Source organism: Companilactobacillus pabuli (assembly GCF_014058425.1).
Taxonomy (GTDB): domain Bacteria; phylum Bacillota; class Bacilli; order Lactobacillales; family Lactobacillaceae; genus Companilactobacillus; species Companilactobacillus pabuli.
This window is the reverse complement of the sequence record NZ_CP049366.1, coordinates 2,273,590-2,287,345: the sequence shown is the minus strand read 5'-3', so window position 1 is coordinate 2,287,345 and position 13,756 is coordinate 2,273,590. Positions and strand designations below refer to the sequence as shown.

Below are 13,756 nucleotides of genomic sequence, written 5' to 3'. Positions count from 1 at the left end.
TGTACCGCAATTATTTCATATTAATCACTAATTATTTTGTAAAAGATTTATAAGAACTATTCCACAGTAATAATTGGTTTTCGACCAGTCGTTTGATCCTTGAAATATTCATAATTACTTAGTTCCAAGAATGAACCTGAAATACCGGTAATATTAGTAAAGCCACGATTGATCAAAGCTCGAACCATGTTGTAACTTCTTTGGCTGGATTGACAGTGAATATAAACTGGAATATCAGTTGGAATCTCATCAAGTCTTTGACGGAACTGACTTAACGGAATATTAACGGCATTTATAATATGTCCAGCTTGATATTCATTTGGTTCTCTAGCATCAATAATAAAGGCATCTTTTTCAACTAGTTGACGGACTTTAGTAACAGGAATAGTTGGATATTCCCCGTTTAAGATATTCTCTGCGACTAAACCGGCCATATTCACAGCATTCTTAGCCGTACTAAACCAAGGAGAATAAGCCAACTCCAAATGCGTCAAATCAGAAATATTACCATTCATTGAAATCATTGTTGCAATAACATTGATTTGTTTGTCGACAGAAGATTGACCAATAGCTTGAGCTCCTAAGATTTCACCACTCGGATAGGCAAAAATCAATTTGAAGAAAATTGGCGACGTATTAGGCATTATGCTGACACGGTTTTGTGGTATAACGACGGCACAACGGTAGTCGATTCCTTCTGACTGACAAACTTTTTCGGTCAATCCCGTTGAAGAAACATTCAAATCAAACAAGTGAATCACTGAAGTTCCAATAACACCGCGATTATCAACTTTACGGCCATAAATGTGATCAGCTACATCTCTAGCTTGAATTTGAGCCGGAAAAGCTAAAGCTAAGCGAGTTTTCTTTCTAGTCAACCGGTTAGTAACTTCAATAGCATCTCCAACAGCATAAACATGCGGTATCGAAGTTTCAAAATGTTGGTCTACTGCAATTCCACCAGTTGTTCCCAATTTACAGCCTATTTTAGTTGCCAAAGTAGTTTCTGGTTGAACGCCAATCGCCATAATGACTGCTTGGGCTTTAATTTTTTTACCTGAAGCCAAGGTTACTTCTGTATCAGAGATTGCAGATAATCCATCATCTAGAATCAAATTAACACCATGATCATACAAATTCTTATGAACGAGTTGAGCAAAATCATCATCCACCGTCTGTAAAACTTGGCTGCTAGCCTCAATTACTGAAACATGTTTTCCCGCTTCAACAAGATTTTCAGACACTTCAAGACCAATAAATCCTCCACCGATAACAGCAACATCTGCCACTTTTTTATCAGTTAAATATTTTTGAATTTTTTTAATATCAACGACATTTCTAACTGAGAAGACATTTTCATTATCAATGCCTTTAATAGTAGTCGGCATAATTGGCTTAGCTCCGGGAGATAACACTAATTCGTCATAAGCATATTTCGTAACTTCACCTGTTTTGACATTTTTAACTTGAACAATTTTATTTTGGGGATCAGCCGAAATCACTTCTGAATTGACTACTGCTTTAATGTTGTACTGATTTTTGAATTGTTCTGGTGTTTTCAAAACAATATCATCAGCATTAGGAATCACACCACTCAAATGATATGGCAAGGAACAATTTGAGAAAGAAACATTAGGACCTTTTTCAAACATCGTAATATCTGCAAATTCATCTAAACGACGCACTCTGGCAGCAACTGATGCACCACCGCCAACTCCACCTACAATAACGATTTTTTTATTATCCATAAAAATCCCTCCTAATTAAATGCTCACTACTTGATAACCAAAGCCTAAACTATCTAAAAATTTCTGCAAATCATTCATCTTGATAAACATCGTTTTAGTATTGTCATTTGGATGAAAGGTCAATGGAATATCACCAACAATATCCTTTTCAAAATAAACTTGGACATCCTTTTGAGCGTTGTTCAACAATCCAAAAATCGAAACAAATCCTGGTTTCAAGCCAAGTTTTTCCATTAATAATTTTTCGGAAGCAAATTTCAGATGCTTTTCACCAATAATTTCCGCAAAACGTTTCATATCAAGTCTTTTATCATCATCCATAAAAACTAAATAATATCGGCGTTTCTTATTATCAGTCAAAAAGAGCGATTTAGTTCGAATTCCAGTCTTACCTTCGATATACTTATCCGCTTCTTCAGTCGTATAAACTGGAGGATGCTCGACCATGTCATAGGAAATATTTAATTCATCTAATTTAGATTTCACTTGCTCATAAGGTGTCATTATATTTACCTTCTTACAGTCATTTACTCTTATTTTAACAAGAAAGAGTACAAAAAAACCTGCAGCAATTGAATCCACCACAGGTTTTTTAAAAACAACGGAATCTTAGAACAAAGCTAGAATAAACCAGATTCCCGTCAAAACACTGATTTTAATTTTATCTGATTGAGATACTTCTAAGAATTTCCAATTCAACAGTGCTAACGTTCCAAAGCCAAGTACTCCAGCAATTCCATTGACCCAAACATTAGTCTTTTTAGCAATTAAGTAAATAATAGTAATCAGTACAGCCTCAATAGCTAGACCAATTGCCAAGTTAATTACCAATTTCACTTTGTAATTATCATTGTTTCTCAACAAGAGAGTAAACAACCAATAGCCAATCGCAAAACTAACGACTGCACTAATTACATATAGCAATAATTTCAACCACTTACCCATCTGTGGCATTTGTGCAACGTTTGGATCTGAAACAATCATTTCAATAACTGTCATCAAGATACTGATTAAAACTATTCCCAGCACTGACAACTTATCTAATTTGTATAATTTTTTCATGTTTTCCCCTATTCTTCTTTCAACAATCCGACTAATTCTGATTTAGCTGCTTTATTAGAAGGAATAAATCCGAAGATTAAACCAACTGCTGTCGATACCGCTAACGACAGGATAATTGCATAAGGCGTTATAACGGCTTTGAATGGTAAAAAGGCATTGATAATACTTACAAAAATATAACCGCAGATAATCCCAATAATTCCACCAATTATACAAAGAACGACACTTTCAATTAGGAATTGGTTGCGAATATCACCTGATGTAGCACCAAAAGCACGTCTGATTCCAATTTCCTTACGGCGTTCTGAGACCGTTATGTACATCACGTTCATGACTCCAATACCAGCAATCAACAAGGAGATCCCCGCAATAAAAGCGATAAAGTAAGTAATATCATTGAGAATCTTAGTAAATTGTTTACTGATTTGATCAGGATTTGAAACTGAATACGTACCAGTTTTCTTCTGTTCGCCAATCTTCTTCATCAATTTAGTGGCTTTTTTACCAACTTGTTTCTTGTTGGCATCAGAAGTGATATATAACTTTGCTTGATCTTTAGAAATTTGGTTCGCAAATAATTGTTTGAAAGTCGTTTTAGAAACATAAGCATCAGGACGGTAATCCATTGTTCCTACCCGATAAATTCCTTGGACTACAAAAACTGTCCCATCAATAGAGATCAAACGATTAAGAGCATTCTTCTTAAACAATTTATGAGCTAAATATTCAGAAATATAAACACCATTAGTATCACCATCTAATGACAAATACGTTCCCTTGACTAATTTCAAATGTTTAGGTTGTTTGTTCAAGCCGATACTGACATTTTTAGTTTTGTATTGAACTTTGGCACCAGCTTCAGCAACACTACTTGCTAGTTTGACGTGATCGACACCCTCGACACTGCTTAGAGCTGAAGCATCATTTTTAGTGAAACCACCGTCAGTATCGTAGACAGACTTAGATTCCCATTGCAGAGTAACTTTATTGCTTACGTTGTGACTACCCATTCCTTTAGTAACTGTGTGCGTGAAACCATCACCAATTGCCAAAATACAAATAACACTAGCAATACCAATGATAATTCCTAACATTGTCAAAAAGTTCCGGTTTTTATTTTTAGTAATCGATTTGAGTGCGATTGAAATCTTATCAGTCATGATTCTTCACGCTCTTTTCATCGTTATATAGTCGACCATCACGAATATAAACTGTGCGCATCGCATGTTCAGCTACTTCGCTATCGTGAGTAACCATGATAATTGTCGTTCCATCTTGGTTTAACTTTTCAAAGATATCCATAATCTCTTTACTAGTCTTTGAATCCAAAGCCCCAGTTGGTTCATCGGCGATAACTAATTTAGGACGATTAACAATAGCCCGAGCAATCGCTACTCTTTGTTGTTGTCCACCAGAAAGTTCCGTTGGTAAATTCTTCTCTTTACCTTTTAAACCAACTTTTTCAATCACCGATTCAATCAATTGATGCTTATTATTTTGCGCTTTTTTACTATAAATTAGTGGCACTTCAATATTTTCATAAACTGTATACGTCGAAAGCAACTTGAAATTTTGAAAAACAAATCCCAATTGATCGCCACGAATTTGTGATAATTCATTATCATTTACCGTTTGATAGTTCTTGTTCTCCAGCAAATATTCACCAGTATAACTTTGGTCAAGCAATCCTAAAATGTTGATCAAAGTCGATTTACCAGATCCAGAAGGTCCCATGATAGCCAAAAATTCACCATCTTTAACTTCCAGATTGATATCTTGTAAAGCAGTGAATTTGCCATAAGTCTTACCTACATCAGTAACTTTTAGCATCATTTCACCGCCTTATTTCAAAACTATCTTGTCGCCAGCTTTTAGACCGTCGATCACATAGTAATTTTGGTCTTTCTTCTTAATAGTGACGTGTTTTTTATGTTTTTTACCGTTCTTTAAAACTTTAACTGTGTTTCTTGCCCAAAGTGCATTCTTAGGAATCTTGTAACCATCAGCCTCAGTTTTGATTTGAACGTGCATTCCATAAGATAATTTAGTATCGGTTGCCACTCTAAAGTGATAGTAAGAAACATTGTGAGTGCTATAAGGAATAGCATCTTTTTGTTGGAAGTTACCAGAAATTTTCGTACCATCATTTTTGATAACAGTCACATTTTGACCTAATTTAATTTTACTTAAACTATATTCATTTACGTTTCCTTGAATCACTGGTGAACCATAGATGTAACTTCTACCAGAATCATCCTTATAGTAAGTTCCACTAATAGGTGCTGTGACAGTTCTATTTTGAGCTTTATTGATTTTATTTAACTTAGCTTGAGCCAAGGCTAAAGCTTCTTGATTCTTGCTCAATTCAATTTTATCGGCAGTAGTTTGATCCGATGAATTGTAATCTTGAATGGCTAATTGTGCTTGTTGAATTTCACTATTGGCACTAGCTAGGTCACTACTCATATCGCGATAAAAAGTAAATAAAATTTGTCCCTTAGTAACCTTTTGACCATTGATCACTCTTGAAGAAGCCAAAGTTTCATCTTCTGACTTAGGTTGGTCACTAACTGCTCGTTTATCATTTTCTTGAACAATTCCGTTAAAATAATTGCTATTGTCAGTACGAACGGTATAAGTTTTTTCAGCCGTATTTGTACTGCTATTATTCATTCCCTTTCCCATAACTAAAAAGAGGATAATTGCCACTAAAACAACATTGATTCCCCAAATGGCGATTTTGATTTTCTTCATAATAATCTCCCTAATTTGCTTTTAAAAACAGCATAACAATCATTAAACTAGCCAAAAGAGACTGTTATGTCAATATTTGGAAGACAAAAAAATAGAGCATCTCTGCTCTATTTTTTAAAAATTGATTATGAGAAATTAGTCGTAGCAACACAGTTAGCGTTTACAGTTTTTCTCTTATTTATAAAAATATTTTTTATGCCAATTCGGCAACTTTTTTATCTTTAGTTTTAGTCTTATCTAGCTTCTTTAAACCAATACCAGTGAATCCACTAAGAATGGAGAGAATTGGTGATAAGAGACTAAAGAAACAGAATGGTAAGAATGATAAGGTTGGTACGCCTAAGGTATTAGCAACGAAAGCACCGGCAACACCCCAAGGAATCAAGTAGTTGATTACAGTACCGCCATCTTCAAGTACACGACTCAAAGCTAAGTTATCAAGACCACGTTTGTTGAAAGTTTCCTTGAAAGCTTTACCAGGTAGGATAACTGACAAGTATTGTTCACCAACGAAGATATTAACGCCAATACCCGAAAGGATCGTAGCCGTAACGACTGAACCATTTGATTGAAGTTTTTCAGCTAGAGGCTTCATAGCAGTTTGAATGACGTCAAACTTCATTAATAAGCCACCTAAGGAAAGAGTTAAGAAAATCAATGAAACTGTACCCATCATGGAACTAATACCACCACGAGTCAATAAAGCATCAACACTGGCATTACCAGTTTTTGATACGAAACCATTTTCGATAAATCCAGCAACACTTTTAACTTGAGTATTAGGGTTTTCGATAAAGATCATTCCGACCGTAACGGTAATATTTAACAATAATGTTGCGACAGCTGGGATTTTCATAATTGAACAAATGAACAGTAGAGCGATTGGTAAAATAGCCCACCAAGAAATGAAGAAGTGACTATTTAATACATTCAAGGTTGTATCAATTTTACCGAGATTATTAGTAGAACCAGCATTACCTAATAAGGTGTAAAGAACTAATGAGATTAAAAATGCGGGAATTGTTGTCCACATCAAGTTTTTAATATGGGCAAATAAATCATCTTCGGCAATAGCTGATGCCAAGTTAGTTGAATCTGAAAGTGGTGACGTCTTATCACCAAAGATAGCTCCAGAAATGATGGCTCCGGCAACCAAAGCAGGATTCATACCTAGCGTTTGGCCCATTCCGAATAGTGCAATACCGATAGTTGAAACAATGGTAAAGGCACTACCGATGGAAGTACCAATCAAAGCACAAACCACGAAAACTGATGGCACAAACCATTGAGCGGAAATCATATGGAATCCAGCAACCATCATTGATGGAATAATTCCGGCCGCAATCCAAGTACCGATCAATGAACCAATTAAAATAAAAATGAAAATGGGAATAATACCATTACGGACCCCATCAGAGATTCCATCAAAAATTTCATCCCAGCTACTACCACGAAGCTTTGACCATAAGATCAATAGTCCAATGACTACTAAAACTGGCGTTTGAGGTGACAAACCAAATTTGATAACACCCAAACCTAAAATAACTAACATAACTACTAAGATAGAGATTGCTTCTCTAAAACTGACTGTCCTTTTACTTTTATTCATCCTAATTCCTCCAATTATTTCTATCTAATCCGACAAAACTAATATCGAGGATTACCACCACAAGTATGCATCATTTTCTCACCCTTTGTATAAAAAAAGTCCCTGCTGCAATTATGCAACAGGGACGATTTACCGTGGTACCACCCAGCTTGAGAATAGTCTAAATAAACTATTACTCCACTCTTGAGAATAACGGCTCTCTTATTCCGCTTGGAAAACCAAGTCATGTCTGGTATTTCATAACTACACCCTGACCGGTTCGCATCAACCACCGGCTTTCTTACACCCAGATGCATTACTAATTGATTCAGACACTTATATGTGTTTATTTGATTGACACCAACAATAACAGGCTTAAATTATTCTGTCAACCTCAATTAATTTTTTTATGCCATTTTATGATCAATGTACTTGGACAACAGTGACAAAGCATAGCAGACAACAAAGTACATCAAGGCCATCGCTACAAAGACTGGAATGATGTAATTAGGATCTTGTCCATAAACGACTTGGCCGTGTTGCATCAATTCAGGCACAACGATGATAGTTGCCAAAGAAGTATCCTTGATCAGTGAGATAAATTGACTAACCAAAGCCGGAATCATTTTTTTATAAGCTTGCGGCAAAACAATATGCCACATTGCTTGAGTAAAAGTCATTCCCATTGCTCTGGAAGCTTCCATTTGGCCAATATCAACTGCCATGATTCCTGAACGAATAATTTCAGCAATCATCATCGATTCAAAGACTGTCATCGCTAAAATTGCGGCCGGAATCGTATCTGGTTTGAATCCAAAAGCTGGCAAGCCAAAGTAAACAAAGAAGATAATCAGTAGCAACGGCAAATTACGAATAACATCAATCACAAAACCAATAATTCTTGATAAATAAGGAATCTTACTATAACGCACAATCCCCAAAACCGAACCGAAAATAAAGCTTAAAACCACCGATATAACGGAGATTAAAATTGTTACTGACAAGCCTTGGAGAAGAAATCTAATATTTATCCATGAATAAGCATCTATCCAATTTTGCATAATTTACCCCTCCTAAGCTAATTTTCTTTCTAGATGTTGCATATAGTAACTGATTGGCAAAGTAATAACTAAGTAGAACAAGCCAACGATTATATATGTATTAACAGTTTCAAAAGTCTGTGAGGCTATCGCATTACCTTGATACATCAAATCAAATCCAGCCACGAAAGCTAGAACTGATGAGTTTTTGACTAAGTTAACGAATTGGTTCCCCAAAGGTGGAATGACATATTTAAACGCTTGTGGCAAAACGATATAACGCATAGCTTGCCAAAAAGTCATTCCTTGTGAACGAGCAGCTTCCATTTGACCAATATCAACTGAATTGATTCCGGCACGGACTGTTTCGGCAATAAAAGCTGAAGTATAAATCGTTAAACCAATCGTTCCTGCAGTGAAACCATTGATCTTAACAATATACAACGGAATTACTAAGTAGAAAAACATCGTTATAACCAATAAAGGAATGTTACGGAAAACTTCAACATAAACATTACCGATTATTCGCAAAATTTTATTGGGAACAACCTCCAAAATGGCAAACAATGAGCCGATGATCAGACTAAAAAACAATGCTAAAACACTGGATAACAAAGTCCAACCGAATCCGCTAATAAAGGCATGCCAGTTGCTAGATAATAGATTTATCATTTGCGTAACACCTCCTTATAGTTAAATCCAGGAACATTTCCAAACCACTTAACAATCAATTTATTATAGGTTCCATCCTGTTGTACTTCTTTTAAAGCTTTATTGACTGCTTTTCTAAAGTCATCTTGACCCTTGTTAATACCGATACCATAAGGTTCAGTTGTAAAAGCCTTACCTTGTAGTTTATAACCCGGATTATTGACTGCCATACCAGCTAAAATAACGTTATCAGTTGTCAAAGCATCACCTTGTCCTGATTTCAAAGCTGTCAAAGCCTGAGCATAATCTGGCAATTGAAGCACTTGAGCTTTTGGAGCAAATTTCTTAACGTTTTCAACTGAATTTGAACCAACTACTCCGATGATGGTTTTGTTGTTCAAATCTTCAACTTTTTTAACCGATGAATCATCTTTTACTAATAATGATTGTCCAGCATCAAAATACGAATTAGAAAAATCAATTGTCTTTTGACGTTCTGGCGTTATGGTCATTGTAGCGATGATAGCATCAATATTACCGTTCTTCAGTAACGGGATACGAGATTGTGACGTAACGGTAACGAACTTAGCTTTGGCATCTTTACCGAGCATCTTCTTAGTTAAAGCTGTCGCTAAATCAATTTCAAAACCTTTTTCTTTACCATCTTTAACATCGATCAAGCCCAACAATTTGGTATCGGCTTTAACACCCCAAGTTATTGTCTTACTCTGTTTATCATTTTCGAGTATATTTTGAGAAGACAACGGTTTTGACCCGCAAGCAGATAAAGTAAGCAAGAGTAGTAAAGAAGTCATCATCAACATTAAATATTTCAGTCGTTTCATAACTACTACCCCCTAGTGTTTAATAATTTTACTCAAGAATTGTCTAGCACGTTCATTATCAGGATGATTGTAAAACTTGTCCGTTGGTTCATCTTCTAGAATTTGACCTTGGTCCATGAAAATAACCCGGTTGGCTACTTCTTGTGCAAAGCCCATTTCATGAGTAACGATCAAAGAAGTCATATCACCTTGATTAGTAACATACTTGATAACGTTCAAAACATCATCAATCATTTCTGGATCCAAAGCACTAGTAGGTTCATCAAAGAGCATGCAACGAGGTTTCATCGCTAAAGATCTAGCAATTGCCACACGTTGCTTTTGTCCACCAGAAATCTGTGATGGCATGTTATGAGCCTTATCAGCCAAACCAACTTGGTCTAATAAGTTCATCGCTTGCTTTTTATTTTCCTCTTCACTTAATTTCAAAACGATTCTTGGAGCTAACATAATATTTTCTAAAACGTCTTTATTAGCATATAGATTGAAGTGTTGGAAAACCATCCCGACATCTTTTCTAATCAAATTGATATCAGTTGTTTTATCGGCTATGTCATGACCATTGACGATCAATTGACCTTCTTGAATTGTCTCTAGACCATTAACCGTTCTAGCCAAAGTACTTTTTCCAGAACCAGAGGGTCCGATTAAAACTACCGTTTCCCCTTTGTCAATTTTCAAGTTAACATCTTTTAAAGCATGAAAATTACCATAATATTTTTGTACGTCACGGAATTCGATCATTGACATAATTAATTCTCCCTTCTTCATTAACAAAAATTTAATTTAATTTTTTTTATTAAGAAAATTCTAATAGTTTTTTCAAAATTTAGCAACAAAAAGTTATTTTGTGAAATAAATGTTCGATTTCAAAGTCAAATAATAATTACTTATAAAATCTATAACACGGGCATTATGACGTTATTTGTGCTCTTTTAAATCTCATGAAAAATTTTTTTCGAACAATCAAAAAAAATCCACATTACGTGAGAATGTGGATTTAATTTACGAAACTTGTTGAGGATTTCGAATAATTATTAAGGGGGGAGTGCTTCTCTTCCGAGAAGCTGAGCACGAAAGGTAATACCCGCCGTGCTCAGTTCCTCGGAAAGGAACTGTAAAACTTATTTTAGAACGATCTTCTTGTAAAGGTATCTCGTTAAGAAATAGTAACCAAGATACAAGACGATGAAGATAGCGAACGGAATTTCAATATGCATGTATGGTTGATACAAAATTTTCACAAATAGTTGCAAACCAATCAAGACGTGGATAATTCCCAAAATTGCTGGAACTGAGAACAAGACAGCTATTTCTTTGTTGATAGTGGAACGCAACATCTTAGGCTTAGTACCAATCTTGTAAAGCATGTTATAACGCTTAACGTCACTATTAGCACCAGACAAAATCTTGAACATCAAGCAACTGGCTAACATAGCTAGAAAGGCGATTCCTAGGAAGAATCCCATAAATTCTAAGCCAGAGAAGAAACCATTGATGAGAGTATAAGCGGCAAATTTATCGCCACCAGCTTTCTTCAAAATTGGATAACGTTTATTTTCGGCTTTAGAAATCGCTTTGATTTCAGACAAATTGTCTTTAAATGAATTAGTTTTAACTAACACAGTTTTGGTCACTGGACTGTTAATAGAATTGTATTCTTGATCACTAACAAATTTTGTTTCCATAGCCCTAGTTTGTGGCAATCTAGTATTCATTAATTCATATTGAGCATTAGTGTTTTTCTTTAAATTAGATGATTTATTGAAACTAGATTTCATCGTATTGATATTGATTTTTGAATAACCGATAGGTTGTTTCTTAAATTCACTAGCACGATAGTAAACATTTTTACCATCAGTTTTGTAATTGTAAGTAACTTTTTCTTTAACGTTTAAACTCTTCACACGCTTATTTTGAGCGGCATTTGGATTAGTTAATTGCACGTCATAATAGTTTTGACCATTTACAACGTTATCGATTTGATTATTAAAACCAAGTCCAACTGTAATAGCACCCAAAGCTAGAGCAAACATGATTGAAACCATTGAAAGGATCTTTGTATAATCATTGATTCGAAAACTCAATTGTGAAAGTGTAAAGTTATTCAACCCTTTTTGGGAGAATTTCGTATTCTTCTTCAACATAACAATCAATGAAGTAACAAAAGCATTGATTGTGAAATATGAACCACCAACAATTGTTACTAAAGCAACTGGAATTCCAATATAGATGGCACCAGGATTATTACCAGAGAAGTACATTGTGAAATAGCCAATAGCCAACAAAAGCAAACCTAAAACGGCTTGAACAGCTTTCAAAACGCCGTTACGTTTAATTTTGACTGGTTGACTATCACGATTCAATAACGTTAAAACTTTAGTTCTACGTAAGGAAATAGAATTTCTTAGTGCTGAAAAGATGAAAATAACGATGAAAAAGACGAAAGTCCAAATTAATGCAGGTAAATAGAAACTACTAAAATGCTTAACTTGCATATCTAGCATATTAATCAACCAACGGCTGACAAAACTAGTTGCAACGATACCGATCAATGTACCGATAATCGTTGAGATAGCACCAATTGCAAATGTTTCAACAAAAATCATTTTAGAAATTTTACTACTCTTAGCACCGAGCATCATGAACATCCCGTACTCTTTTTGACGCATACTCAACAGAAAAGTGTTGGCATAATTGATGTAGACGATAGTAATAATTGCTAAAAGAACAATCCCGAAAGCAAAGATGAAACTAGTTGCTGAAGCTGGGGAATTTGAACTTAAGAAAGCCTTATTCGTGGCTAACGACATAAACATATAAAAGATGGCTGAAGCAATCATCAAGCCAGAAAACAAAACACTGTAATCACGTAGACGATGCTTGATACCACTTAAAGCTAATTTGTTTAACATATTTTCCTCCCCTATTCTGCAAATGTTCCTAATGAATCTAAGATTTCTTGATAGTATTCAGCTCTACTTGCATCTTCTTTCTTCAATTCTTGGCCGATTTCACCATCTTTAATGAATAAAATACGGTCACAGAAACTAGCTGAAAATGGATCATGAGTTACTAGTAAAATTGAAACCTTATCTTCACGATTGATTTTTGTTAAAGTATCCATCAAAGCACGGGCACTCTTGGAATCCAAAGCACCAGTTGGTTCATCCCCAAAGACGATTGATGGTTCATGAACTAAAGCACGAGCGGCCGCAACACGTTGTTTTTGACCACCAGATAATTCGGTTGGATAGTGATTCAAAATCTCCGTTAAACCTAATTTTTCGGCAATACCTGAAACTGCCGGCTTAATTGCTTTAGCTGGTTTATTTTGTAGAGCCAATGGTAAAGCAATATTTTCATAAGCTGTTAGGTTTTCTAGTAAGTTAAAATCTTGGAAAATAAATCCAATTTTATTAGCACGAAAATCTGCCATTTGATTGTTATTTAATTTAGTAATATCTTGACCAGCGATTTGAACCTTTCCGCTAGTAGGGGTATCTAATGTAGATAAAATATTTAATAAGGTAGTTTTACCTGAACCTGAAGCACCCATAATTCCAACGAATTCGCCGGGCTTTACTTCAAAATTAACGTCTGACAAGGCTTTAAATTGTTTTTCTCCAGCCTTTCCATAAATCTTTTCAATGTTTTGTACTTCGACGATTTTTTGCATTTTTTGCTTCCCTCCATTTGATATATCTATCATAATGGTTAATGTCTTTTAGGTCGTTCGATTCTCCTTACATCTTCTTACACTTTTGTAAGTCCGAATTAAAGCGATATAATATTGAAGATATATTAATAAAGAATTCTTTTTAAATTTTGATTAGTGCCAAACTGCCGTCGTCCGTTCTGCCTTGTGGACGCTGGAACGTACTGGGCACAACTTTAAGCCAATTCCAAAACCGGGAACTGTCTTAAAGCTTGGCCTTTCACTAAGCGATGAATCGCTAAGTGAAATTTCAGTACTGAGCATCCACAAAGCTGTCACTCCCGACTAGATAACGTCTTTTATTTGTTACTTCAGTGATAAAAAATAGAACCACTATCTAGTCCGGAATA

Annotated in this window: 13 protein-coding genes; all 13 read right to left on the bottom strand. The window is 35.2% G+C overall.

The annotated features are described in order from the left end of the window. Window positions 1-56: 56 nt before the first annotated feature. Window positions 57-1,748, bottom strand: coding sequence for an FAD-dependent oxidoreductase (locus G6534_RS11105; RefSeq protein WP_182082867.1), 1,692 nt, complete (start codon window positions 1,746-1,748; stop codon window positions 57-59). 15 nt (window positions 1,749-1,763) lie between these two features. Continuing rightward, entirely contained in the window at window positions 1,764-2,252 is a 489-nt protein-coding gene (locus tag G6534_RS11100) for a prolyl-tRNA synthetase associated domain-containing protein (protein ID WP_182082866.1), read from the bottom strand. Window positions 2,253-2,357: 105 nt separating this feature from the next. Then, window positions 2,358-2,810, bottom strand: a complete 453-nt coding sequence (locus tag G6534_RS11095; RefSeq protein ID WP_182082865.1) for a hypothetical protein — start codon at window positions 2,808-2,810, stop codon at window positions 2,358-2,360. Between the two features lie 8 nt (window positions 2,811-2,818). Next, complete coding sequence (locus tag G6534_RS11090; protein ID WP_182082864.1) at window positions 2,819-3,970, bottom strand: ABC transporter permease; 1,152 nt, start codon at window positions 3,968-3,970, stop codon at window positions 2,819-2,821. Further along, window positions 3,963-4,640 carry an ABC transporter ATP-binding protein gene (locus G6534_RS11085; RefSeq protein WP_059073778.1) on the bottom strand — a complete coding sequence of 226 codons (678 nt, stop codon included), beginning with the start codon at window positions 4,638-4,640 and terminating at the stop codon, window positions 3,963-3,965. The genes G6534_RS11090 and G6534_RS11085 overlap by 8 nt, the downstream gene beginning before the upstream one ends. Before the next feature lie 12 nt (window positions 4,641-4,652). Further along, a complete protein-coding gene (locus tag G6534_RS11080; protein WP_182082863.1) occupies window positions 4,653-5,564 on the bottom strand; it encodes a permuted SH3 domain-containing protein in 912 nt (303 codons plus the stop codon). Window positions 5,565-5,757: 193 nt separating this feature from the next. Beyond that, entirely contained in the window at window positions 5,758-7,173 is a 1,416-nt protein-coding gene (gene nhaC / locus G6534_RS11075) for a Na+/H+ antiporter NhaC (protein WP_182082862.1), read from the bottom strand. 386 nt (window positions 7,174-7,559) lie between these two features. Next, window positions 7,560-8,213 (bottom strand): amino acid ABC transporter permease, encoded by a 654-nt coding sequence (locus tag G6534_RS11070; protein ID WP_059073775.1) that lies wholly within the window; start codon window positions 8,211-8,213, stop codon window positions 7,560-7,562. A gap of 12 nt (window positions 8,214-8,225) precedes the next feature. After that, entirely contained in the window at window positions 8,226-8,864 is a 639-nt protein-coding gene (locus tag G6534_RS11065; RefSeq protein ID WP_182082861.1) for an amino acid ABC transporter permease, read from the bottom strand. Continuing rightward, on the bottom strand, window positions 8,861-9,688 hold the full coding sequence (locus G6534_RS11060; protein ID WP_059073773.1) for a glutamate ABC transporter substrate-binding protein: 828 nt from the start codon (window positions 9,686-9,688) through the stop codon (window positions 8,861-8,863). The genes G6534_RS11065 and G6534_RS11060 overlap by 4 nt, the downstream gene beginning before the upstream one ends. Before the next feature lie 12 nt (window positions 9,689-9,700). Then, the gene (locus tag G6534_RS11055) at window positions 9,701-10,438 is read right to left on the bottom strand and encodes an amino acid ABC transporter ATP-binding protein (RefSeq protein ID WP_059073772.1); all 738 of its coding nucleotides are present in this window, start codon (window positions 10,436-10,438) and stop codon (window positions 9,701-9,703) included. A gap of 374 nt (window positions 10,439-10,812) precedes the next feature. Continuing rightward, window positions 10,813-12,603, bottom strand: a complete 1,791-nt coding sequence (locus G6534_RS11050; protein ID WP_182082860.1) for an FtsX-like permease family protein — start codon at window positions 12,601-12,603, stop codon at window positions 10,813-10,815. 11 nt (window positions 12,604-12,614) lie between these two features. After that, entirely contained in the window at window positions 12,615-13,367 is a 753-nt protein-coding gene (locus G6534_RS11045) for an ABC transporter ATP-binding protein (RefSeq protein ID WP_182082859.1), read from the bottom strand. Between the last annotated feature and the right edge of the window lie 389 nt (window positions 13,368-13,756).